The sequence below is a fragment of the Streptomyces sp. WAC05374 genome (assembly GCF_004353505.1).
Taxonomy (GTDB): domain Bacteria; phylum Actinomycetota; class Actinomycetes; order Streptomycetales; family Streptomycetaceae; genus Streptomyces.
In genome coordinates this window covers 210,062-232,855 of record NZ_SMNQ01000002.1, presented here as the reverse complement: position 1 = coordinate 232,855, position 22,794 = coordinate 210,062, and the positions used below count along the sequence as shown (strand labels likewise).

Below are 22,794 nucleotides of genomic sequence, written 5' to 3'. Positions count from 1 at the left end.
ATGGCGCGCCACCGCCGGGGAGAGCAGTGATCCGTATCCACCTCACCGCCGCGGACGTGGCGCACGTGCGGTTCTCCGTCCGCCCCGCCCCGCTGCAGGAGCTCAACGCGGCCTTCATGACGATGTTCCGCCCCGACGGCGACCTGCTGTCCGGGCACTGGCGGCAACGGCTGCTGCACTCCCTTCCGGCCACCGTGCGACCGCTGGGCGACCTGGTCCCCGCGACCGACGCCCCCCGCTTCCTCGACGTGTTCAGCGGCACGCTGGAGGAGGGGCTGGACACCGTCCGGGCGTCACGTCCCTCACTGGTCCGCTCCGAACTGGAACGCGTGTACGCCCGCCATCCCGCCCCGCCCCCGCCGTGGGTGAGGGACCTGCACCGCGGCGACGCCCACGCCTGGCGCGTGCTGCGCCGCGCTCAGCACGCCGCGTTCGAGGCCGTCCTGCGGCCGGTGTGGCCGCGTGTGCAGGACCTGCACCAGGCGGAGTTCACCCGCCACGCGCTGGCCGTGGCCGAGCACGGCGTCGCCGCCGCACTCGGCGACCTGGTACCCGGCAGCCGCCTGCACGACGGCGTCTGGGAGCTGCCGGGGGCGGGGGAGCGGGACATCGAGCCCGGCGGCCGCGGACTGTTGCTCGTGCCGACCTTCCACTGGACCGGCCACCCCCTCGTCGCCGACCCGCCCGGTCACCCGCCGGCCGTGACCTGCCCGGCCGGTCCGGGCGTGCCGCTCACGCCGTCCGGGGACACCGGCACCGAGGAGGCGCTCGCCGGAGTCCTCGGCCGCACCCGGCTCGACGTCCTGCTCCTCCTCGTGGACGAGCACACCACCAGCGGCCTGGCACGGCGGCTGCGAGTCAGCAACGCCACCGTCTCCGCCCACACGGCCGCGCTGCGCGGTGCCGGCCTGATCACCACGGTCCGCGCGGGGAAGTCGGTACGGCACCGGCGCACCGCCCTGGGCAGCCTGCTGGTGCGGCGCCACACCGCGAGCCGCTCCCGGCCGGCACCGCCCTGACCACCGGCCGGACACGCCGGCCGGACACGCCGGCCGGACGCGCGGCCGGACACGCCGTACGAAGGAGACGTTCACCGTCTCGCCGCGTACGTGTCCGAACCGTCAACATCCGGGGAACACCGAGGACTTGACGTTGACATGGCCACATCTACACGCGTCATCATCGGCGTATGCGAATCCCCCCACGGTTCACCCTGCTCGGCGGCGCGGCCGCGCTGCTGTCGACCCTCCTCGCCGGCCCGGCCACGGCCGCCCCCACGGCGATCACGGCGGTCGGCGAGATCTGTCACTCCGACCTGCCCGCGCAGGCGCACGACACCCTCCGCCTCATCGAGAGCGACGGCCCCTACCCCTTCCCCCAGGACGACACCGTCTTCCGCAACCGCGAAGGCATCCTGCCGAGCCGGACCACCGGGTACTACCACGAGTACACGGTCATCACCCCCGGCGCGGACACCCGCGGCGCCCGCCGCATCGTCACCGGCGAGGCCGACCGCGAGGACTACTACACCGCCGACCACTACGCCTCCTTCGACCTGGTCGACCACACCTGTTGAGCGTGTACGTCATCGAGGGCCGCCGGGTCACCGCACTGGCCGGCTTCTGGCAGGCCGTCGGCGAGGCCGTGAACGGACCCGGCGGCTACTTCGGCCGCAACCTCGACGCGTTCGCGGACTGCCTGAGCGGCGGGTTCGGCACGCCGGAGGACGGCGACTTCGTCATCGAATGGCGCGACCACCAGTTCTCGCGCCGCGCCCTCGGAGCGGCCGTCTTCGACGAGCTCGTGGACATCATGGAGGAGCGGGCGCCCGGCGCGCTCCGGCTGCGCTGACCCCGCGCCACCGCCGACCCCGCGCCACCGCCGGGTCAGCGGCGGCGCGGCAGCGTGTGCTCCAGGCGGCGCCGGACGCGTCCGTCCCGTACGTGCTCCAGGGCCGCCTCGGCGATCTCCCGGGCGGAATCGCCCGGTGCCCGGCTGCCCAGGACACGGGCCAGTGCCTCCAAGGCCCGCCCGTCCTGACGCCTCGCCAGGCCCCGGGCGGCCTCCGCCGCCGTGTCCGGGTCGGGGTCGTCCAGCCGGTCCGCCAGGGCCTCCCGCAGGGCGGGGGAGTCGTCGGGCGCCTCCGCCAGCGCCAGGGTCGCCCAGTCGCGGACCCCGGGAACCGTGTCGCGGCTCAGCCCGATCAAGGCCTCCACGCCCTCGCGGTGCCCGGCCGGCACCAGGCCGGTCAGCGCCACGGCGACCCCGCGCCGTACCCCGGCGTCGGGGTGCGCGGCGTGCCGGAGGATCTCGGGCAGCGCGGCCGGGTCGCCGTGCCGCCCGAGCGCGGCCACCACGACCGCCACCAGCTCGGCCTCCCGCGCCTCCCGGGCCACCTCCCGCAACACCGGCAACGCCCGCACCCCGCCCACCTGGGACAGGACGTCCACCCCGAGGGCCCGGCGCAACGGGTCACCGCTCGCCGTCCAGGCGACCGCCGCCCGGAACGTCTCCCCGTCGCCGCGCCGCCACAGCTCACCCACCGCCTCGGTCCAGTCGTCCTGCCCCGGGTCGCCGCAGCCCAGCGCCCGCGCGGCCAGTTCCTCGTGCCCGGCGCGGACGCCCAGCGCGGCCTCCAGGAGCGTGACGATCGCCGCGTGACCCGTCTGCTGCTCGGCACCCGCGCCGGGCACCCCGTCGCGCAGCAGCTCCACGACGACGGTCACCCCGCCGTCCTCCGGGACGCGCCGGGTGACGACCTCGTGACCCTCCGGCCCGTGCGCCCCCACCAGGTCCCGCCGCAGCACCTCCGCCACATCCGTCGCGGCCCACCGGCGGGCCTCGTCCAGCGCCTCCCGCCGGCCCGGCGCCCCCCGCTCCAGCAGCGCCCGCACCACCGAGGGCGAGCCGCGGCGGGCGGCGGCGACCAGCGGCGGTTCCCCACCGGGAGGCGGCCCGGGCAGGCCGGGGTCGGCCCCGTACTCCAGGAGGACCCCGACGGTGTCGGCGAACCCCTGCCGCACCGCCCAGGCCAGTGCGGTGAACCCGAACTCCTCCCGCTGGTCCGGCCGCGCCCCGGCGGCCAGCAGCGCCCGCACCACGTCGGTGTGCCCGCCGCACGCGGCCCCGCACAGCGGCAGGTCACCGGCGCCCCGCCCGCTGCCCCGCCCGGGGTCGGCCCCGGCGGCCAGCAGCAGCCGCACGATCCCCGCGTGGCCGCTCACCGCCGCCAGGTACAGGGCGGTGTCCCCGTCCCCGTCGGCCGCCTCGGCGGGCACGCCCGCCCGCAGCAGCCGGACCACCGTGTCCTCGTCGCCCCCGTGAACGGCTTCGAAGAAGCCCGCCGTGTCCTTGGTCATGCTCAAGACCCTCACCAGCCCGGCCCCGCCGCGCCACGTCTTTTTCCCGGCGCGTCCGGGGCCCTGCCGTGAACCCGTCGACGACACCGTGGCTGTCAGTGCCCTCGCGCAGGTTGACCAGGGAGGAACTCCTGGAACATCACCGGGGCCTCCAGGTCTTCCACGGGCGCGCGGCCTCGGCCGGCCACGCCGTCGTCAAGGCGGTGCGGGCCTGAGACGTGGCCCCGCGCCGAGCCCGAGAACCTCAGGTGTCGCATTCCAGAACGGTCCGGCACAGGCCGCACCGCGCCCGGACCCGTCCCCGTACCGGGACCCGGATGCGCTGCCGGCAGGTGGGGCAGGGGAAGGACACCCGCAGGGCGGCGTCACGGCCGCCGCCCTCGAAGGCGTACGGCAGCCCGGGCCCGGCGGACGGGTCGGAGGTGCCGGGCGCGACGGGGCCGTGGTCCTGGGCGTGCCGGCGGTCCTTGGCGTACCGGTGCCGGCCCGCCCAGCCCGCCGCGGTGAGCGGGGGCTGCCGCCCGTCGCGCAGGGCCAGTGCCCGTCCGTCGGTGTACGCGCCGTACCCCTGGGGGCTGGTGAACCACGGCGAGGGGTCCTCGCCGAACGCCAGCGCCCGCTTGGCCAGGACGTACCCGAACTCCTCCGGGGTCAGGTAGCCCAGTTTCTGGCTCGACACCCCGTCCTCCCGGTAGGCGTCCAGCAGCAGCCAGCCGGCCCCCAGGTAGGTCGTCACGGTGTCCGTGAGGATCTCGTTGTCCCGCGTACCGGGGAAGCTCAGGCCGAGCCGGTGCAGCAGCACGTGGGTGATCTCGTGGGCGAGGGCCGCCCCGATGTCGCGGCGATGCGTGCGGAACCGGTCGTTCAGTTCGATGAAGTACTCCGGGCCCGCCGCGAGTTCGACGCTCGCCGCGTGGGTCATCTCCCGGAAGCTGACGATCATCCGCGCGTCCGGCAGCCGCAACTGCTGCACGAGTGCGTGGGCGACCCGCTGGGTGCCCAGGTGGAGGTCGTCGTCGTCCGCGAAGGCCACGTCGGCGGCGGCGACGCTCACGGCGTACGCGTACAGCCCCTCCTGCGTCAGCCGCCGGTACAGGGCGGTGATGGCGGCCCGCACGGTGTCGAGGTGCGGGTATCCGTGCACGACCTCACTGCCGTTCGCCACGTCCCTACCCCCATGTGCGACGTCGCCCCCTGCCACTGATTCCACTGTACGAGCCCCGGGGGCGCTCCCCAGGTGTCGAAGAACAGTGCGATGGCCGAAAACACGGCCTTGTGAGGGCGCCGACCGCCTCCGGATAATCCTCGGCACGCCTTGACGGGCTCATGTCACTGAGCTGCCCACGGCAGGGGCCCGTCGTGCGCGCAAGGCTCAACCCCCCACGAAAGGCAGACAGTTGTCCAAGCTTCTTCGCGCCCTCAAAAGATGCGCCGCGGCCGGCGCCGTCGTCCTCGCCGCGGTCAGCCTCCAGCCCACCTCCGCCCACGCCGCACCCGCGCCCGTCGTCGGCGGGACGACCGCCGCGCAGGGCGAGTTCCCCTGGATGGTCCGGCTCTCCATGGGCTGCGGCGGCTCCCTGCTCACCCAGCAGATCGTGCTGACCGCCGCCCACTGCGTCAGCGGCTCCGGCAACAACACCAGCATCACCGCCACCGCCGGAGTCGTGGACCTCCAGAGCTCCAGCGCCATCAAGGTCCGCTCCACCAAGGTCCTCCAGGCCCCCGGCTACAACGGCCAGGGCAAGGACTGGGCACTGATCAAGCTCGCCCGGCCGATCAACCTGCCCACGCTGAACATCGCCACCAACACGGCCTACAACAGCGGCACCTTCACCGTCGCCGGGTGGGGCGCCACCCGCGAGGGCGGCCCGCAGCAGCGCTACCTCCGCAAGGCCACCGTCCCGTTCGTCTCCGACGCCACCTGCCGCGAGGCGTACGGCAACGACCTCGTCCCGGCCGAGGAGATCTGCGCCGGGCTGCCCCAGGGCGGCGTCGACACCTGCCAGGGCGACTCCGGCGGCCCGATGTTCCGCCGCGACAACGCCGGCGCGTGGATACAGGTCGGCATCGTGAGCTGGGGCCAGGGGTGCGCACGGCCCGACTACCCCGGGGTGTACACCGAGGTGTCCACCTTCGCCTCCGCCATCAAGTCGGCGGCGGCCACCCTCTAGCGCCACCGAGGGGGGCGGGCCCGGCGGGGCCCGCCCCCCTTCGCGCTACGCCAGCCGTACGGACGCCCCGGCACCCTCCAGCTCCAGCACCCACACCTCGTTCGCCCCCTCCCGCAGCACCGGCCCCGGCACGAACAGCGACTCCTGCGGGCCCACCCCCCAGTACCGCCCCAGGCAGAACCCGTTCAGCCACACGAACCCCCGCGTCCAGCCGGGCAGTTCCAGCGCCGCGTCCCCCGCGCCGTCCACCTCCGCGACCATCCGGTACAGCCCCGGCCCCCCACCCGGCACCGGTGCGGACGGCACCGGTGTGAACGGCACCTTCGCCACCCCGCCCGCCGTGAAGGCGTCCACCCGCAGCCCCCGCGCCCGCACCCCGTGCACGTACTGCCGCTCGTGCAGCACCCCGCCCGTGACGCCCTTCGCCTCGCCCAGCCGCGGCCCGTAATTGACCCGCCCCAGCGACTCCACCCACAGCTCCACCACCGCCGGCCCCGCCACCGGCTCCGGCAGCACCGCGTCCTCCGCCTCCAGCACCCCCGCCCGGACCCCGTCCACGTACACCACCGCCCGGTCCCTCAGACCCGTCACCCTCAGCGGATACGGCCGCCTCGGCCCCGGCACCCGCAGCCGGTAGCGGACCAGGCCCCGGTCCACCCCCAGTTCCTCGAACGACGGGGGCACCGGCCCGTCCCACTCCTCGTCGCCCAGCACGTCCAGGACGCCGTCCAGCGGAGCCCACTCGTGCGGCACCGCCGCCACCCGGCCCGCCAGTCGCGCGGGCGGCGGCGGAACGGGCGGCAGCGGACCGGTCGCGTACCGCTCCAGCACCGACCGGAACGCCCAGAACTTCGCCGTCGGCAGCCCCGCCTCGTCCACCGGGGCGTCGTAGTCGTACGACGTGACCGTCGCCTCCAGCGGCCCGTCGTGCAGCGCGCCGGCCCGGTTCGCCCCCGCCCACCCGCCGAAGTTCGTCCCGCCGTGCGCCATGTACACATTGACCGAGGCCCCGCACTCCAGGACCTCCGCCAGCGCCGCCGCCGCGTCCCGCGCGTCCCGCCCCGCGGGCGCGTCGCCCCAGTGCGCGAACCAGCCGCACCAGAACTCCATGCACATCAGCGGCCCGCGCGGCTGATGCCGGCGCAGCACCTGGAACGCCTCCCGCGCCCCCGACCCGAAGTTGACCGTGGCCAGCACCCCGGGGACCGACCCGCCCGTCAGCATGTGGTCCTCGGGCCCGTCCGAGGTGAACAGCGGCACGGTCACCCCGCACGCCTCCAGCAGATCGGCGACGTACCGCAGATAGCCGTGGTCGGAGCCGTAGCTCCCGTACTCGTTCTCCGCCTGCACCATGATCACCGGGCCGCCGCGGTCGATCTGCCGCGCCACCACCTCCGGCAGCAGCGTGCGGAACCAGCGGTTCACATGCACCAGGTACTCGGCGTCCTCCGACCGCACCCGCCGCCCCAGCCGCCCCGTCAGCCAGTGGGGGAGGCCCCCGTTCTCCCACTCGGCACAGATGTACGGGCCCGGCCGCACGATCGCCCACAGCCCCGCCCGCGCCGCCGCGTCCAGGAACCGCCCCAGCGCCCCCACGTCCCGGTACCGCCCGGGCTCCGGCTCGTGCAGGTTCCAGGGGACGTAGGTCTCCACGCAGTTCAGACCCATGGCGCGCAGCATCGCCAGCCGGTGCTCCCACTGACCCTCGTGCACCCGGAAGTAGTGCAACGCCCCCGACAGCAGCCGCACCGGCCTGCCGTCCAGCAGAAAATCGCGCTCACCCAGCGTGAACTCGGCCACGACCCCACCCATCTCCCGGTCACGTACTGCGACCAACTGTCGCCCTCTGGCGGTCGGCGGGTCCATGGACAAAGATCAGCGCTGATTGGACGCAAGAACGGTTCGTCGGTGCGCGGTCCGCAACGTGTGCCAGTACGCCGACCTGTCGGTTCGCCGGCAGGCCGGAACGCCGGTACGCCGGTACGCCGACGGGTCGGTTCGTCGGTTCGTCGACGGGTCGGTTCGTCGACGGGTCGGTTCGTCGACGGGTCGGTTCGTCGGGGAGGGCGGAGCATGTACCACACCTGGATGCGCTTCTTCACGCCGAGCCCGCTGCACACACGGCTCGGCCTCACCTGCCTCGGCGTCGGCCTCCAGCACGGCACCCTCCCCACGGTCGGCCCCCGCACCCTCGACCACCACGTCGCCGTCGTGATCAATGCGGGCGGCGGCTGGTACCGGTGCCCCGACGGACGGCGCCTGACCGTCACCGCCCCCGCCCTCCTCTGGCTCACCCCCGGTGTCCCGCACCACTACGCGCCCGACGCCGCCACCGGCTGGGACGAGGGCTTCGTCGACTTCACCGGACCGGTCACCGCCACCTACACCGAGCTGGGCTACATCGAACCCGACCGGCCCGTCGTCCCCCTCGCCGACGCCGGCCCGGCCCGCTCCGTCATCGGCCGCATCGCCCGGGCCGCCCGGCGCGGCAACCCGCTCCTCGAGGTCGAGACCGCCGCCGCCGTCCACGAACTGCTCGTCGCCCTCCGCCGCGCCCGCGCCGACACCAACGCCGACGGCGACCCCGTCCTCGAGGCCCTCGCCCGCGACGCCTTCCAGCCCCTGTCCGTCGCCGAACACGCCGCCCGGCACGGCATGACCCCCGCCGAGCTGCGCACCGCGGTACGCCGCAGCGCCGGATGCAGCCCCAAGGACTTCCTGCTCGGCATCCGGCTCGGCCGCGCCAAGGAGCTCCTCGCCGGCACCGAACTGCCGGTCGCCGCCGTCGCGCGCCGCGTCGGGTACGACGACCCCGCCTACTTCTCCCGGCTGTTCACCCGCCGTGTCGGCATGGCTCCCGTCCGCTTCCGCGAACAGCAGGGCCGCACGGTGCCGGGAGGCTGGAGCACCCGTGTCCCGGATGCCGAACACCCACCGACGATCATCACGGGACACGTCTAAGCTCGCTCACCATGAGCACCAGCGACACCAGCGGCACCGACGAATCCGTACGCGCCGAGCTGAACCGGCTCCGCGAAAGCATCGACAACATCGACGCCGCGGTCGTCCACATGCTGGCCGAGCGGTTCAAGTGCACCCAGCAGGTCGGCCACCTCAAGGCCCGCCACCACCTGCCCCCGGCCGACCCCGAGCGCGAAGCCCGCCAGATCGCCCGGCTGCGGCAGCTCGCCGAGAGCGCGAACCTCGACCCGGCGTTCGCGGAGAAGCTGCTGAACTTCATCATCGCCGAGGTGATCCGCCACCACGAGACGATCGCGGGCGGCCGCCCCCTCCCGTAGGGCGCGCCCCACCCGCGGCCGCCCCCTCCCCTGTGGCCCGCCCCCACACGGCAGGGACGGACCCGCCCACCCCCGGGCGGCCCGCCCCACCCCCGTAGGACGGACCCGGACCACCACCCCGGACGGCCCGCCCCACCCCCGGGGTCCGGCGCGCCACCGGATCAGCCCTGAGATGAACCCCCGTGCCTCGCCCCGGCCCGATCGGGCAGCATGGCCCCATGCCCGTACTGACGCGCGACGAAGCGCAGACCCGAGCCCGGCTCCTCGACGTCCACCGGTACACGGTCGACCTCGACCTGACCACCGGCGAAGAGACCTTCGACTCCACCACCGTCATCCACTTCACGGCCCGCACCACCGGGAACACCTTCGTCGAGCTCAAGCCGGCCACGCTCCGCTCCGTCACCCTCGACGGCGCGCCCGTCGACCCCGAGACCCTCACCGACAACCGGCTGCCCCTCAGCCTCACCGAGGGCGAGCACACCCTCCGCGTCGACGCCGCCATGCGCTACTCCCGCACCGGCGAGGGCATGCACCGCTTCACGGACCCCAGCGACGGCGAGACGTACCTCTACACCCAGCTCTTCATGGAGGACGTCCAGCGCGTCTTCGCCGCCTTCGACCAGCCCGACCTCAAGGCGGTCTTCGAGGTCGCCGTCACCGCCCCCGAGGCCTGGACCGTCCTCGCCAACGGCATCACCACCCACCAGGGCGGCGGACGCTGGCAGGCCGCCCCCACGCCCCCCGTCTCCACCTACCTCGTCGCCGTCGCCGCCGGCCCCTGGCACTCGATCCGCACCGAGCACGCCGGACTGCCCTTCGGCATCCACTGCCGCCGCTCCCTCGCCCCCCACCTCGACGCCGACGCCGACGAGATCCTCGAGGTCACCCGGCAGTGCTTCGACCGGTACCACGAGAAGTTCGACGAGCCGTACCCCTTCGACTCCTACGACCAGGCGTTCGTGCCCGAGTTCAACGCCGGCGCCATGGAGAACCCGGGCCTCGTCACCTTCCGCGACGAGTTCGTCTACCGCTCCGCCGTCACCGTCACCGAGCGCCAGACCCGCGCCATGGTCATCGCCCACGAGATGGCCCACATGTGGTTCGGCGACCTCGTCACCCTCAAGTGGTGGGACGACATCTGGCTGAACGAGTCCTTCGCCGAGTACATGGGCTACCAGATCATCAACGAGGCCACCAGCCGCTACCCCCACACCTGGGTCGACTTCGGCGTCGCCCGCAAGGCATGGGGCTACGACGCCGACCAGCGCCCCTCCACCCACCCCGTCGCCCCCGACCCCGACGCCGTCCCCGACACCGCCTCCGCGATGCTCAACTTCGACGGCATCTCCTACGCCAAGGGCGCATCCGCCCTCCGCCAGCTCGTCGCCTGGCTCGGCGAGAAGGAATTCCTGACCGGCATCAACACCCACTTCACCCGCCACAAGTTCGGCAACGCCACCCTCGCCGACTTCATCGACAACCTCGCCTCCGCCACCGACCGCGACGTCCACACCTGGGCCGAGCGGTGGCTGCGCACCACCGGCGTCGACACCCTCACCCCCGCGTACGACCGGACCGCCGGCACCCTCACCGTCACCCGCACCGGCGCCCGGCCGCACCGCATCACCGTCGGCCTGTACGACCACGACCTCGCCGACGGACGGCGCCTGGTGCTGCGCGACCGCCTCGAGCTCGACGTCCCGCAGGACACCCCCGTGAGCCTGCCCGGCCCCCGCCCGGCACTCGTCGTCCTCAACGACGGCGACCACACCTACGCCAAGGTCCGCTTCGACGAGCACTCCGAGGAACGCGCCCTGCGCAACCTCTCCGGCATCCCCGACGCCCTCACCCGCGCCGTCGTCTGGAACGCCCTGCGCGACATGGTCCGCGACGGCGAACTCGAACCCGTCGCCTACCTGGAGACCGCCCGCGCCCACCTCCCCGAGGAGAAGGACCTCGCGATCGTCCAGGGCGTCCTCGGCTTCGCGTCCGCCCACATCGCCGACCGGTACGTCCCCGCCGACGACCGCCCCGCCGCCCTCGCCCTGCTCACCGACCTCACCCGCGACCTCATCCGCCGCACCGAGGACGGCACCGACCCGGGCCTGCGCCTCACGGCCGTACGCCACTACATCGACGCCACCGACCGGCCCGGCACCCTCCAGGGCTGGCTCGACGAGGGCGGCGTCCCCGGCGGCCCCGAACTCGACCCCGAGCTGCGCTGGCGCATCCTCGCCCGGCTCGCCGTCCTGGGCGCCACCGACGAGGCCGCCATCGCGGCCGAACTCGACCGCGACCCCAGCGCCACCGGCCAGGAGGGCGCGGCCCGCTGCCGCGCCGCCCTGCCGACGCCCGAGGCGAAGGCCGCCGCCTGGGAGCGCATGTTCACCTCGGACGCCCTCTCCAACTACCTGTTCACCGCGACCGCGCAGGGCTTCTGGCAGCCCGAACAGGCAGAGCTGGTACGGGAGTACGTCTCCCGTTTCTACCCCGACGCCACCGCCCTCGCCGACCGCCGGGGCCCCGCCATGGCCGAGGCCGCCGGCCGCTACGCCTTCCCCGCCCACGCCGTCGACACCGCGCACCTCCGCCTCGCCGAGGAGCACCTGGCGTCCGACAGCCTCCTCCCGGCCCTGCGCCGCAAGCTCACCGACCAGATCGACGACCTGCGCCGCGCCCTCCGCGTCCGCAAGTCCTGACCCCGGCCCGCCCCGCCCCCGCCCCCCCGCCCCAGCCGCCACCCCGCCCGGGGCGGGGGACCCCCGGCCAGGCCCCGCGGCACTCCCGGCGCCGCCCCCGGGCCCCGGCCCCCTTCCCGGGCCGATCCCGGGCGCAACAACCCCGCCCGGGGCGGGGGACCCCCGGCCAGGCCCCGCGGCACTCCCGGCGCCGCCCCCGGGCCCCGGCCCCCTCCCCGGGCCGAGCCCGGGCGCAACAACCCCGCCCGCCCCGGGCCCCGGCCCCTTTCCCGGGCCGATCCCGGGCCCCCTCCCGGGCGGGGCCACCCGACCCCCCCATTAGCACGCCCGCACCGTCCCGCGGCGCACTTGTCCCCCTTTCGGGTTGCGCTCGGCCCACCCCGCAACCGCGTTCCGCCGGACGGGGACACGCTGACAGCATGACCAGCAGTCCGCGGACCACCCGGTGCAGCAGCCCATCGAGCACGCCGCCCCTCGCCGGAGGCCCCCAGGGCGCCGACGCCCTGCGGCCGCTCCTCGGCACCGTGCTGGACGCCCTGCGCGACGGCGCCCTCGCACGCGGCGGACCGCTCCCGCCGGGCGGCCCCGAGACCGTCACCGCCCAGGTGCGCAACGCCCTCGCGGAGGTCCTGCCCGAGACGGGCACCGGCGCGGAGGAAGCCCTCCGTACGCTGGTCACCGCCCTGGCGTACGGCGCGGCCGACCCCGCACACCCGCACTGCGCCGCCCACCTCCACACCCCGCCGCTCGCGGTCGCCGTCGCGGCCGACCTCGCCGCCTCCGCGCTCAACCCGTCCATGGACTCCTGGGACCAGGCCCCCGCCGCCTCCGCGCTCGAACACCTCGTCACCCGGGAACTGGCCACCCTGACCCACCCCACCGGCCCGGCCCCCGACGCCCTCGTCACCACCGGCGGCACCGAGTCGAACCACCTCGCGCTCCTCCTGGCCCGAGAGCACCACGGCCCCACCCTCCAGACGGTGTGCGGCGCGAATGCCCACCACTCCATCCGCCGCGCCGCCTGGCTCCTCGGCCTGCCCGAACCGGTCACCGTCCCCGCCCCCGGCGGCAGGATCGACCTGACCGCCCTCGCCGCCGTCCTCACCGACCTCCGCGGGCCCCTCCTCGTCGTCGCCACCGCGGGCACCACCGACACCGGCGCCATCGACCCACTGCCCGAGATCGCCGACCTGTGCGACACCCACGGCGCCGCGCTCCACATCGACGCCGCCTACGGCGGGCCGCTCCTGTTCAGCGACACCCACCGCACCCTCCTCACCGGCCTCGACCGCGCCCGCACGGTCACCCTCGACCTGCACAAGCTCGGCTGGCAGCCGGTCGCCGCCGGCCTCCTCGCCGTACCCGACACCAGGCTGCTCGACGCCCTCGCCCACACCGCGCCCTACCTCAACCCCGACGACGACACCCGCGCCGGCCTCCCCGACCTCCTCGGCCGCTCCCCGCGCACCAGCCGCCGCCCCGACATCCTCAAGATCGCCGTCACCCTCCGCGCCCTGGGACGCACCGGCCTCGGCCACCTCGTCGACCGCGTCCGCACCACCGCCCAGCAACTCGCCGACCTCGTCGAGAAGAGCCCCCACCTCGACCTCTACGAACGCCCCACCCTCACCACGGTCCTCTTCCGCCCCACCGACGCCCCAGGCGCCACCACCCCACCCCCCGTCACGCCCGGCGTCCCCCACCCCGCAGACCCCCCCACCGCCACCAGAAGCACCCCCCACACCACCGCCCCCACCGCGGACGACGCCGCCGTCGCCACCGCCCGGCGCGAGCTCCTCACCCAGGGCCTCGCCGTCCTCGGCCGCGCCCACGCCGACGGCCGCCTCTGGTTCAAGGTCACCCTCCTCAACCCCCACACCACCCCCACCGATCTCGACACCCTCATCGCTCTCGTGGAAGGCAGCACCACCCGATGACCGGCAGCACACCCCAGCGCGACGCCCAGCGCGACCCCGACCAGCCCCACGACCTGGTGGGCATCGGCATCGGCCCGTTCAACCTCTCCCTCGCCGCCCTCGCCCACGGCGTACCGGGAGGCCTCGCCACCGCGTTCTACGAGCAGCGCCCCGCCTTCCACTGGCACCCCGGCCAGCTCATCGACGGCGCCACCCTCCAAGTCCCCTTCCTCGCCGACCTGGTCACGCTGGCCGACCCCACCAGCCCCTGGTCGTTCCTCAGCTACCTCCGCAGCCGCGAGCGCCTCTACCCCTTCTACTTCGCCGAGCGCTTCCACATCCACCGCGCCGAATACGACGCGTACTGCCGCTGGGTCAGCGGCGGCCTCCCCGGCCTCCACTTCGGCCACCGCGTGGACGCCGTCCGCTGGAACCCCGAACGCGACCTCTTCGAAGTCGACCACACCCGCATCGGCACCGACGGCGAAGCCGAAGTCCTCGGCCGCACCCACACCCGCAACATCGCGCTCGGCGTCGGCACCGAACCGCACATCCCCGAGCCGCTGCGCCCCCTGACCGAACAGCCCACCGTCCCCGTCATCCACTCCGCCGACTACCTCCACCACCGCGACCGCCTCCTCGCCGCCGAACACGTCACCGTCATCGGCTCGGGACAGTCGGGCGCCGAAATCTTCCTCGACCTCCTCCGCGCCCGCCCCACCGGAGCCGAGAAGATCCACTGGCTCACCCGGACCGAGGCGTTCGCCCCCATGGAGTACTCCAAGCTGGGCCTCGAACACTTCACCCCCGACTACACCCGCTACTTCCACGCCCTCCCCGAACAGGTACGCGCCGACCTCGTCCCCCGCCAGTGGCAGCTCCACAAGGCCATCGACGCCGACACCATCGCCGCCATCCACGACGAGCTCTACCGCCGCACCCTCCACGGCGGCTGGCCCGACGCCGTCCTCACCCCCGGCGTCCGCGTCCGCACCGCCGGCCGCCTCGCCACCACCAAGGTCGAGCTCCACCTCGAACACCTCCAGCAGGGCACCCGCAGCCGCCTCACCACCGACGCCGTCATCCTCGCCACCGGCTACCGCGAGCGCCCCCTCGGCCGGCTGCTCGCCGGACTCGACCCCTACATGCGCCGCGACTCCGCCGACCGGCCCCGCGTCGACGCCCACCACCGGCTCGTCCTCGACCCGTCGGTCACCGGCTCCCTCTACGTACAGAACGCCGAAACCCACACCCATGGCGTCGGCGCACCCGACCTCGGCCTCGCCGCCTGGCGCAGCGCCGGCATCCTCAACCACCTCACCGGCAAGGAGCCCTACCCCCTCCCGCACCGCACCGCCTTCACCACCTTCGGCCTGGAACGCCAGGAGGCGCCCGGCATTCCCCGCCAGACGCCTCCCCTCCCCAGCCGGCGGACCGGCCGGACCGTGTCCCCCTAGAAGACCGGCACACCGTCCCGGGTCAGCTTCCAGTCCACCGACGCGAACCGGCCCGGGTCGACCGTCCCCTGCGCCTTCACCCACTGGATGATGGTGTTCCGGATCTCGTCCGAGTTCGCCCACACCTGCTTCGCCGCCGCCACGTGCGGGAACGCGCCACCACCGGACGCCCGGTAGTTGTTCACCGCCAGCACGAACTGGGCGGCCGGATCCAGCGGCTTGCCCTGGAACGACAGGTTCACGATCCGCGACCCCGCCGGCCGGGCGATGTCGATCTCGTACGACAGGCCGTACACCGCGTCATAGTTGTAGTCCGGCGTACCGCCCGCGTTCGTCAGCTTCGCCGGATCCACCGGCGCACCCGCCGGAGTCTGCGCGTAGTACCGCGCCGAGAACTCCAGGTAGTCCTTGAGCTGCGCACCCGTCAGCAGCCGCGCCTCCAGCGTGTTCTCGAACGGGTACAGCCCCGCCGCGTCCCGGATGGTCACCTCACCCGCCGGAATCCGCGCCGTACGGGAGAAGCACGACGCCTGCGAGAGCACCGGAAGCGACGCGTACGCGCCACCCGCCAGCGCCGCCTTCACCGTCTCGGCCTGGACGTGGTTGATCAGGTCGATGATCGGCTCGTCCTTCCACGGCGCCTCCGCCGTGGACATCACGGCCGTCGACGTGCCGATGACCTGGTTGACGTACGCCACGACCTTCTCGTGCTCGTCACCCAGCAGCTTGACGATGCCCGGGTCCTCCTCGACGGTGTTCGAGTTCAGCACCGACGCGCCGACCTTCTCGACCACCCAGCGGCCCTTCGACCACACCACCTCGAAGTCGAACAACGTCAGCCGCTGGCCCCACTTCAGCGGCTCCGACAGCACGACGTCCTTGCCGGTCTCCTTGTTCCGCACCCGGTACTCCGGGATCTCCGTGTGCGCGTGACCCACCAGGATCGCGTCGATGCCCGGCACCTGCTCCGCCACCAGAGCGGCCGCGTTCTCGATGTACGGGAGCTGATCCCCGTACGAGGACGTCCCGCTCGACCCCGAGTGCGCCGACACGATCACCACGTCCGCGCCCATCGACCGCAGCCTCGGCACCCACTTCGCGGCCTGCTCCTCCAGCCCGGGGAACACCATCCGGCCGCTGACGTTCGCCTTGTCCCAGATCGCGATGCCCGGGTTCGTCAGGCCCAGCACCGCCACCCGCACATCGCGCCCGCACGGCGTACGCAGCCGGTGCGTGCTGTACGGGGGGAACGCCGGGCGCAGCGTCTTCGCGTCCAGCGCGTTGGCACCCAGCAGCGGGAAGTCGCACTGCTCCTGGAACTTCCGCAGCACGGGTATGCCGTAGTTGAACTCGTGGTTGCCGAGGGCGGCGGCGTCGTACCCGATCGCGTTCATCGCCTGCGCCATCGGATGCACCGGACCGCTCTCGGCGGTGATCGGGTCGACCTTGGCGTAGTAGTACGAGAGCTGGGTGCCCTGGATGGTGTCGCCCGCGTCGATCAGCAGGGTGTTGCGGCGCCCCTTCTCCTCGCGCACCCGCTCCACCAGCGTCGAGATCTTCGCCAGGCCGACGTCGTTGCGGGCCTTGTCGTCGAACTCCTTGTCCGTGAAGTAGTCCCAGTTGAAGACGTTGCCGTGCAGGTCCGTGGTGCCCATCACCGTGAAGGAGTACCGCTTGGCCCGGGGTGCGGCGGCCGCCGCCGGTGCCCCGACCGTCCCGGCGATCGCCACACCGGCGCCGGCCACGGCCGAACTCCCCAGGAACGTCCTTCGATTGAGCGGCATGTGGTCTCCTTCGTTCAGTGCATGACGCGCGTAGATTCTGGCGCAGACACGCTGTTCGCAACAGCCCCGGCAGGTTTCGATCCGGTGACCGCCTGCGGAAGAGTGGAACCACACCGCCCCGGAACCGAAAGCCGAGCGAAGGAGCCCACCGGCGATGACCCAGCCCACCACGCCCACCGCCGCCACGACCACCACCACCGACCTGCCCTACGGCACCCCCCAAGCCCCCCGCGTCGCCGTGCGCGGCGAGGCCCACCTCGAAGTCGACCCCGAAATCGCCCGCATCGGCGTCACCGTCAGCGCACGCGGCACCGACCGGCGCAGCGCCCTCGACGACCTCACCCACCGCAACACCACCGTCCTCGACCTCATCAAGAGCTACGGCGACGCCGTCGAGAACCTCCAGACCGGCGCCTTCTCCATCACCCCCGAACTCTTCCGCCACGGCCGGGCCGAACGCGTCCGCGCCTACCACGGCAGCGTCCACATCACCGCCGAACTCACCGACTTCACCGCACTCGGCGAACTCACCACCCGCCTCGCCGACCTCGACCTCACCCGAGTCGACGGCCCCTGGTGGGCACTGCGCCCCGACTCACCCGCCCACGGCGAAGCCCGCCGGCAGGCGGTCAGGGAAGCCGTCCAGCGCGCCCGCGAGTACGCCGAAGCCCTCGGCACCCGCCTGGCCGCCCTCGTCGAACTCGCCGACCTCGGCGCCGAGAACGCCGCCCCCTCCTACCCGCCCGCCACCGGCGGCACCCGCATGGCCTTCGCCGCCGCGACCACCGAAACAGCCGCCCCGCCGCTCGACCTCGAACCCCAGCGCCAGACCGTCACCGCCCAGGTCAACGCCCGCTTCACCATGCACCCGCCCCAGCTCTGAACCCCCCGCGCACGCTCATCGGAGCAGCACCCCGCACACATTCAACACTTGTCAATAACGTTTCATGGAAAGGTCGTTGAGTAGTCACGCAGGACCAAATCCTCTACCCACCGGTAAGCCATAGGCTCGAACCATGCGCCGAGCCAAAATCGTCTGCACCCTGGGCCCAGCCACCGACACATACGACCAGATCAAGACACTGGTCGAAGCCGGAATGGACGTCGCCCGCTTCAACCTCAGCCACGGCAGCTACGCCGACCACGAGGAGCGCTACCAGCACGTACGCAAAGCCTCCGACGAGACCGGCCGCAACGTCGGCATCCTCGCCGACCTTCAAGGCCCGAAGATCCGCCTCGGACGCTTCCGTGAAGGCCCCGTACTCCTTGAACGCGGCGACAGCTTCACCATCACCGTCGAACCCGGCGTCCAGGGCGACCGCCACACCTGCGGCACCACCTATGAGGGCCTCGCCACCGACGTCACCCCCGGCGAGACCATCCTCGTCGACGACGGCCGCGTCACCCTCCACGTCACCGCCGTCGACGGCCCCCGCGTCCACACCACCGTCCTCGAAGGCGGCATGGTCTCCGACAACAAGGGACTCAACCTCCCCGGCGTCGCCGTCTCCGTGCCCGCCCTCTCCGACAAGGACGTCGACGACCTGCGCTGGGCGCTGCGCACCGGCGCCGACATCATCGCCCTGTCCTTCGTACGCAGCGGACGCGACATCGAGGACGTCCACCGCGTCATGGACGAGGAAGGCCGCCGCGTACCCGTCATCGCGAAGATCGAGAAGCCGCAGGCCGTCGACAACATCGACGACATCGTCGCCGCCTTCGACGGCATCATGGTCGCCCGCGGCGACCTCGGCGTCGAAATGCCCCTGGAACAGGTCCCGATCGTCCAGAAGCGCGCCATCAAACTCGCCAGGCGCAACGCCAAGCCGGTCATCGTCGCCACCCAGATGCTCGACTCGATGATCGACAACTCACGCCCCACCCGCGCCGAGGCCAGCGACGTCGCCAACGCCGTCATCGACGGCACCGACGCCGTCATGCTCTCCGGCGAGACCAGCGTCGGCCGCTACCCCGTCGAGACCGTCCGCACCATGAGCCGCATCGTCGAGGCCGCCGAGGAGGACCTCCTCGCCAAGGGCCTGCCGCCCCTGACGGAACGCAACAAGCCCCGCACCCAGGGCGGTGCCGTCGCCCGCGCCGCCGCCGAGATGGGCGACTTCCTCGGCGCCAGGTACCTCGTCGCCTTCACCCAGTCCGGCGACACCGTACGCCGCCTCTCGCGCTACCGCTCCCCGATCCCGCTCCTGGCCTTCACCCCCGACCCGGCCACCCGCTCCCAGCTCAGCCTCACCTGGGGCGTGGAGACCTTCCTCGGCCCGCACGTCGAATCCACCGACGCGATGGTCGCCCAGGTGGACGAGCACCTCCTCGAGATCGGCCGCTGCCGGAAGGACGACACCGTCATCATCACCGCCGGCTCCCCGCCGGGCGTCTCCGGCTCCACCAACCTGGTCCGCGCCCACCACATCGGCGAACCCCTGGCGTAACCCGCTCAGTACTTCGGCCCGACGTGCGCGTCCATCAACCCCACGGACGCGCGTCGGGCGACCGAGATGTTGTACGGGTTCCCGCTACGAGCGAGGGTCGTCCACTCGACGCCCACCTTGTCCAGCGCATCGGTGAACAACTGCCGGATGTCGTCCGACTTGTTGGAGAAGAAGTACCGGGGATACTCGTACCGCTTCCGCACCCCGCCCACGAGGCGCGTGGTCCAGTTCGTGATCCGGCACCCGTCGGAATGGATGAGCCCCCGGACGAACTCCCAGGGATGCTCGTCCACGATTCTCTGCTGCCAGGCTTCGAGGACGATGCGGCGCTCGTGCTTCTTGCCGGGACCGTGCTGGGGGAAGAGGCACTCCAGATGCTTCGAGTAGACCTTGACGTTGCGGCATCCTGTGCGGCGAACCCGGCACACCGCATTGCCCGGGAATACGGTGCGCATGGCCTTCTCGCAGTCGTCCATCAGCCCCGGCCACGTCTCATCGCAGGTGATCATGAGGTTGGGTACTCGGTGAGCCGAGTAGTGACTGATGTGACCGTCTCCGAGGTACAGGCCCAGAAGGTAGGAGTAGGCGGATGCGTCGAGGTCCCGCCCATGGCAACGTGGGCACTCCGGGTGGTGCCTGCCCGGGCACTCCCCGCGCTTGGAGCGATCCATGTGGAGCCAGTACGCGACCGTCCCGGGGGGTAGGTCGAGCCGTCGCGCCACGTCCGCGTTCCTGGCACCGCCGCGTAGGAGCGTCAGGGCCTGTTGTCGCACTGCTGTTCCGTGAAGGTTCATGCGACAACTCTGCGTGAGCGCGCGTGACAGTGAGCAGCGAAAAGCGGATGTTCACGAGAATGAGAACATCCGCTTGGAGGGTGAGTTGTGCCGGGTGCGGGATTCGAACCCGCACGCCCTTTCGGGCAGATGTGTTTGAGACATCAGCGTCTGCCGTTCCGCCAACCCGGCGAGGGTACTGGTCGGAGTGTACCCGGTGCCCATGATCCCTGACAGCTAGGTAGGCTCATGGGGAGCTGTACCTGCCCTTGGAACGAGGAGCCCACGTGACCGCCCCCGAGTCGCCCCAGCCCGACGCCGCCGACGACGACAAGTCGCACGTCCCGCCGCTGACGACCCGTGTCGTCATCGCCGAGGACGAGGCCCTCATCCGCCTCGACCTCAAGGAGATGCTCGAGGAAGAGGGGTACACGGTCGTCGGTGAGGCCGGCGACGGTGCCCGTGCCGTCGAGCTGGCCCGTGAGCACCGGCCGGACCTGGTCATCCTGGACGTGAAGATGCCCGTCCTGGACGGGATCTCCGCCGCCGAGAGGATCGCCGGCGAGTCCATCGCGCCCGTGCTGATGCTGACCGCGTTCTCGCAGCGCGACCTGGTGGAGCGGGCGCGGGACGCCGGTGCCATGGCGTACCTGGTGAAGCCGTTCAGCAAGAGCGACGTCGTGCCGGCCATCGAGATGGCGGTGTCGCGGTTCGCGGAGCTGAAGGCGCTGGAGAAGGAGGTCGCGGACCTCTCGCAGCGGCTGGAGACGCGGAAGCTGGTGGACCGGGCGAAGAGCATTCTCCAGACGCAGTACGGCCTGTCGGAGCCGGCGGCGTTCCGCTGGATCCAGAAGACGTCGATGGACCGGCGGATGTCGATGCAGCAGGTCGCGGAGGCGGTCATCGAGGACGCCGAGGAGAAGAAGGCCGCGAAGGGTCAGTAGGACGCGGTCGTAGGCGGACGACGAGGAGGGCCCACCCGTGACCGGGTGGGCCCTCCTCGTCCGTGTGCGGCTCAGTCCTCGCCGAGGTAGGCCTTGCGGACGGATTCGTCGTGCAGGAGGTCCCGTCCGGTGCCGGAGAGGACGATCTTGCCGATTTCCATCACGTGGGCCTGGTCGGCGAGCGAGAGCGCGGCCTGGGCGTTCTGCTCGACGAGCAGGATGGTGGTGCCCTGCGACTTGAGCTCGGCGATGGTCGCCATGATCTTCTGCATCATGATCGGCGAGAGGCCCATGGAGGGCTCGTCGAGCATGAGCAGTTTGGGCTGGGACATCAGGGCGCGTCCCATGGCGAGCATCTGCTGCTCACCGCCCGAGAGGGTGCCGGCGGCCTGCTTGCGACGTTCGCCCAGGATGGGGAAGAGGTCGTAGGCGCGCTGGATGTCCTTCTCGATGCCCGTCCGGTCGCTGCGGAGGAAGGCGCCGAGGCGGAGGTTGTCCTCGATCGTCATGCGGGGGAAGATGTGCCGCCCCTCGGGGGAGTGGGCGAGCCCGAAGGAGACGATCTTGTGGGCCGGGTACTTCCTCAGCGGCTTGCCGTCGAACTTGACCTGGCCGCCCACCGGCTTGAGCAGCCCGGAGAGGGTGCGCAGGGTGGTGGTCTTGCCGGCGCCGTTGGTGCCGATGAGGGTGACGACTTCGCCTGCGTCGACGGTGAAGGAGATGCCCTTGACGGCTTCGATCTTGCCGTAGGCGACGCGCAGGTCCTCGACTTCGAGCAGGGCGGTCATGAGTCGTTCTCCTTGCCGGTACCCGAGGTGCCCGAGGTTTCGGCGGCGGTGGTCGGGTCGGTGGTGCGGTCGGTGCCGCCGTCGGTGTCGTCCGCGGTGTCGGCGTCGGTGTCGCCCTCGGTGTCACCGTCGGCGTCCGTGGTGTCACCGTCGCCGTCGTCCGTGGTGTCGGCGTCCGTGGTGGCCTCAGCCTCGGCCTCGGCGTCGGCCGCGTCCGCCTCCGGGGCGTCGTCTCCGGTGCCGGTGCCGGTGCCGGTGCCGGTGGCTTCGTCCGCGTCGGTGGCCGTGGCCTCGGCGGCCTCCTCGGCCGCGGCGACCTCCGCCGCCTCGGCCTCGCCGGGCTCGCCCTCGAAGGGCTCGCCCAGGTAGGCGGCGATGACGCGCTCGTCGCGCTGGACGGTCTGGCCGTCGCCCTCGACGAGCTTCTGGCCCTGGACGAGCACGGCGACGCGGTCGCAGAGGTTCATGATGAACCGCATGTCGTGCTCGATGACCAGGATGGCGATGCCCATGTCCCGGATGGCGAAGACCAGTTCCTCGGTGGCGCGGGTCTCCTGCGGGTTCATGCCGGCGGTGGGCTCGTCGAGGAGCAGCAGGCCGGGCTCGCTGGCGAGTGCGCGGGCGATCTCGAGCTTGCGCTGCTCGCCGTAGGGGAGGTTGCGGGCGAGGTGGTCGGCCTTGGCGCCGAGGCCGACGAACTCGAGGAGTTCCATGGCGCGGGTGCGGGAGGCTGCTTCGGCCTTGTGGAAGCCGGGGCCGCGCAGGAGGGCGGACCAGAGCCCTTCCTTGGTGCGGGTGTGGCGTCCGACGAGGACGTTCTCCAGCACCGTCATGTTGCTGAAGAGCCGGATGTTCTGGAACGTCCGGGCGATGCCGGCGGCGGTGACCTTGAAGGACTTGGGCGGCAGGACCTGGCCCTTGTACCGGACTTCTCCCTCGGTGGGGATGTAGAGGCCGGTGAGGCAGTTGAAGAAGGTGGTCTTGCCGGCGCCGTTGGGTCCGATGAGGCCGACGATCTCACCGCTCTTGACCGTGAGGTCGACCGAGCGTACGGCGGTGAGGCCGCCGAAGCGCATGGTGACGCCGCGGGCGTCGAGGACGGTCTCGCCAGGAGCCGTGGCCGTGGCCGTGGTGGCCGTCTTGGTGGTGGTCAT

At 72.6% G+C, this 22,794-nt stretch carries 20 protein-coding genes and 1 tRNA gene; 13 read left to right on the top strand and 8 right to left on the bottom strand.

The window, feature by feature from the left end; genetic code table 11:
• Positions 1-26 precede the first annotated feature (26 nt).
• The 3 genes from E2B92_RS06055 (at position 27) to E2B92_RS06045 (ending at position 1,851) form a co-directional block, all read left to right on the top strand.
• Complete coding sequence (locus tag E2B92_RS06055) at positions 27-1,019, top strand: helix-turn-helix domain-containing protein (protein WP_126889233.1); 993 nt, start codon at positions 27-29, stop codon at positions 1,017-1,019.
• A 170-nt stretch (positions 1,020-1,189) separates the two neighbouring features.
• Positions 1,190-1,576, top strand: coding sequence for a ribonuclease domain-containing protein (locus E2B92_RS06050; protein WP_126889232.1), 387 nt, complete (start codon positions 1,190-1,192; stop codon positions 1,574-1,576).
• On the top strand, positions 1,570-1,851 hold the full coding sequence (locus E2B92_RS06045) for a barstar family protein (protein ID WP_126889234.1): 282 nt from the start codon (positions 1,570-1,572) through the stop codon (positions 1,849-1,851). The genes E2B92_RS06050 and E2B92_RS06045 overlap by 7 nt, the downstream gene beginning before the upstream one ends.
• A 35-nt stretch (positions 1,852-1,886) precedes the next feature.
• Here the strand turns inward: E2B92_RS06045 and E2B92_RS06040 are convergent, their stop codons facing one another.
• Positions 1,887-3,359 (bottom strand): ankyrin repeat domain-containing protein, encoded by a 1,473-nt coding sequence (locus tag E2B92_RS06040; RefSeq protein WP_126889231.1) that lies wholly within the window; start codon positions 3,357-3,359, stop codon positions 1,887-1,889.
• Positions 3,360-3,472: 113 nt separating this feature from the next.
• On the opposite strand from E2B92_RS06040, the gene E2B92_RS33310 reads away from it, so the two are divergent.
• Positions 3,473-3,574, top strand: coding sequence for a YfbM family protein (locus E2B92_RS33310; RefSeq protein ID WP_221889203.1), 102 nt, complete (start codon positions 3,473-3,475; stop codon positions 3,572-3,574).
• 29 nt (positions 3,575-3,603) lie between these two features.
• Here the strand turns inward: E2B92_RS33310 and E2B92_RS06035 are convergent, their stop codons facing one another.
• Complete coding sequence (locus E2B92_RS06035; protein WP_126889230.1) at positions 3,604-4,524, bottom strand: hypothetical protein; 921 nt, start codon at positions 4,522-4,524, stop codon at positions 3,604-3,606.
• Positions 4,525-4,756: 232 nt separating this feature from the next.
• Here E2B92_RS06035 and E2B92_RS06030 point away from each other — a divergent pair, with 232 nt between their 5' ends.
• The gene (locus E2B92_RS06030) at positions 4,757-5,530 is read left to right on the top strand and encodes a serine protease (protein WP_126889229.1); all 774 of its coding nucleotides are present in this window, start codon (positions 4,757-4,759) and stop codon (positions 5,528-5,530) included.
• 45 nt (positions 5,531-5,575) lie between these two features.
• Here E2B92_RS06030 and E2B92_RS06025 read toward each other — a convergent pair whose 3' ends face one another.
• A complete protein-coding gene (locus E2B92_RS06025) occupies positions 5,576-7,330 on the bottom strand; it encodes a glycoside hydrolase family 35 protein (protein WP_133087416.1) in 1,755 nt (584 codons plus the stop codon).
• 273 nt (positions 7,331-7,603) lie between these two features.
• Here E2B92_RS06025 and E2B92_RS06020 point away from each other — a divergent pair, with 273 nt between their 5' ends.
• From E2B92_RS06020 to E2B92_RS06000, 5 genes are all read left to right on the top strand, one after another.
• Positions 7,604-8,491, top strand: a complete 888-nt coding sequence (locus tag E2B92_RS06020; RefSeq protein ID WP_126889524.1) for a helix-turn-helix domain-containing protein — start codon at positions 7,604-7,606, stop codon at positions 8,489-8,491.
• An 11-nt stretch (positions 8,492-8,502) separates the two neighbouring features.
• Positions 8,503-8,829 (top strand): chorismate mutase, encoded by a 327-nt coding sequence (locus E2B92_RS06015; RefSeq protein ID WP_126889525.1) that lies wholly within the window; start codon positions 8,503-8,505, stop codon positions 8,827-8,829.
• Between the two features lie 218 nt (positions 8,830-9,047).
• A complete protein-coding gene (gene pepN / locus E2B92_RS06010; RefSeq protein ID WP_126889537.1) occupies positions 9,048-11,531 on the top strand; it encodes an aminopeptidase N in 2,484 nt (827 codons plus the stop codon).
• Between the two features lie 419 nt (positions 11,532-11,950).
• The gene (locus E2B92_RS06005) at positions 11,951-13,468 is read left to right on the top strand and encodes a pyridoxal phosphate-dependent decarboxylase family protein (RefSeq protein WP_133087415.1); all 1,518 of its coding nucleotides are present in this window, start codon (positions 11,951-11,953) and stop codon (positions 13,466-13,468) included.
• The gene (locus tag E2B92_RS06000; RefSeq protein WP_126886974.1) at positions 13,465-14,904 is read left to right on the top strand and encodes a lysine N(6)-hydroxylase/L-ornithine N(5)-oxygenase family protein; all 1,440 of its coding nucleotides are present in this window, start codon (positions 13,465-13,467) and stop codon (positions 14,902-14,904) included. The genes E2B92_RS06005 and E2B92_RS06000 overlap by 4 nt, the downstream gene beginning before the upstream one ends.
• On the opposite strand, the gene E2B92_RS05995 is transcribed toward E2B92_RS06000, so the two are convergent.
• Positions 14,901-16,688, bottom strand: a complete 1,788-nt coding sequence (locus tag E2B92_RS05995) for a bifunctional metallophosphatase/5'-nucleotidase (RefSeq protein WP_126886973.1) — start codon at positions 16,686-16,688, stop codon at positions 14,901-14,903. The genes E2B92_RS06000 and E2B92_RS05995 overlap by 4 nt on opposite strands.
• 154 nt (positions 16,689-16,842) lie before the next feature.
• Here E2B92_RS05995 and E2B92_RS05990 point away from each other — a divergent pair, with 154 nt between their 5' ends.
• Together E2B92_RS05990 and pyk are read left to right on the top strand one after the other, a co-directional pair.
• A complete protein-coding gene (locus E2B92_RS05990; RefSeq protein ID WP_126886972.1) occupies positions 16,843-17,571 on the top strand; it encodes an SIMPL domain-containing protein in 729 nt (242 codons plus the stop codon).
• Positions 17,572-17,704: 133 nt separating this feature from the next.
• On the top strand, positions 17,705-19,135 hold the full coding sequence (pyk, locus tag E2B92_RS05985) for a pyruvate kinase (protein ID WP_126886971.1): 1,431 nt from the start codon (positions 17,705-17,707) through the stop codon (positions 19,133-19,135).
• Between the two features lie 5 nt (positions 19,136-19,140).
• On the opposite strand, the gene E2B92_RS05980 is transcribed toward pyk, so the two are convergent.
• Both E2B92_RS05980 and E2B92_RS05975 read right to left on the bottom strand, forming a co-directional pair.
• A complete protein-coding gene (locus E2B92_RS05980; RefSeq protein ID WP_126886970.1) occupies positions 19,141-19,929 on the bottom strand; it encodes a helix-turn-helix domain-containing protein in 789 nt (262 codons plus the stop codon).
• Between the two features lie 88 nt (positions 19,930-20,017).
• Positions 20,018-20,100, bottom strand: a tRNA-Leu gene (locus E2B92_RS05975).
• A gap of 95 nt (positions 20,101-20,195) precedes the next feature.
• On the opposite strand from E2B92_RS05975, the gene E2B92_RS05970 reads away from it, so the two are divergent.
• A complete protein-coding gene (locus tag E2B92_RS05970) occupies positions 20,196-20,852 on the top strand; it encodes an ANTAR domain-containing response regulator (RefSeq protein WP_126886969.1) in 657 nt (218 codons plus the stop codon).
• 71 nt (positions 20,853-20,923) lie between these two features.
• On the opposite strand, the gene E2B92_RS05965 is transcribed toward E2B92_RS05970, so the two are convergent.
• Both E2B92_RS05965 and E2B92_RS05960 read right to left on the bottom strand, forming a co-directional pair.
• Entirely contained in the window at positions 20,924-21,640 is a 717-nt protein-coding gene (locus E2B92_RS05965) for an ABC transporter ATP-binding protein (protein WP_126886968.1), read from the bottom strand.
• On the bottom strand, positions 21,637-22,794 hold the full coding sequence (locus E2B92_RS05960) for an ABC transporter ATP-binding protein (protein WP_126886967.1): 1,158 nt from the start codon (positions 22,792-22,794) through the stop codon (positions 21,637-21,639). The genes E2B92_RS05965 and E2B92_RS05960 overlap by 4 nt, the downstream gene beginning before the upstream one ends.

What these genes read in the sequence shown, in the direction of transcription:
- E2B92_RS06050 (WP_126889232.1), top strand. Translation starts at nt 1,190, where the DNA reads ATGCGAATCCCCCCACGGTTCACCCTGCTCGGCGGCGCGGCCGCGCTG.
- E2B92_RS06040 (WP_126889231.1), bottom strand. Translation starts at nt 3,359, where the DNA reads ATGACCAAGGACACGGCGGGCTTCTTCGAAGCCGTTCACGGGGGCGAC.
- E2B92_RS06020 (WP_126889524.1), top strand. Translation starts at nt 7,604, where the DNA reads ATGTACCACACCTGGATGCGCTTCTTCACGCCGAGCCCGCTGCACACA.
- E2B92_RS06015 (WP_126889525.1), top strand. Translation starts at nt 8,503, where the DNA reads ATGAGCACCAGCGACACCAGCGGCACCGACGAATCCGTACGCGCCGAG.
- pepN (WP_126889537.1), top strand. Translation starts at nt 9,048, where the DNA reads ATGCCCGTACTGACGCGCGACGAAGCGCAGACCCGAGCCCGGCTCCTC.
- E2B92_RS06005 (WP_133087415.1), top strand. Translation starts at nt 11,951, where the DNA reads ATGACCAGCAGTCCGCGGACCACCCGGTGCAGCAGCCCATCGAGCACG.
- E2B92_RS06000 (WP_126886974.1), top strand. Translation starts at nt 13,465, where the DNA reads ATGACCGGCAGCACACCCCAGCGCGACGCCCAGCGCGACCCCGACCAG.
- E2B92_RS05995 (WP_126886973.1), bottom strand. Translation starts at nt 16,688, where the DNA reads ATGCCGCTCAATCGAAGGACGTTCCTGGGGAGTTCGGCCGTGGCCGGC.
- E2B92_RS05990 (WP_126886972.1), top strand. Translation starts at nt 16,843, where the DNA reads ATGACCCAGCCCACCACGCCCACCGCCGCCACGACCACCACCACCGAC.
- pyk (WP_126886971.1), top strand. Translation starts at nt 17,705, where the DNA reads ATGCGCCGAGCCAAAATCGTCTGCACCCTGGGCCCAGCCACCGACACA.
- E2B92_RS05980 (WP_126886970.1), bottom strand. Translation starts at nt 19,929, where the DNA reads ATGAACCTTCACGGAACAGCAGTGCGACAACAGGCCCTGACGCTCCTA.
- E2B92_RS05965 (WP_126886968.1), bottom strand. Translation starts at nt 21,640, where the DNA reads ATGACCGCCCTGCTCGAAGTCGAGGACCTGCGCGTCGCCTACGGCAAG.
- E2B92_RS05960 (WP_126886967.1), bottom strand. Translation starts at nt 22,794, where the DNA reads ATGACCACCACCAAGACGGCCACCACGGCCACGGCCACGGCTCCTGGC.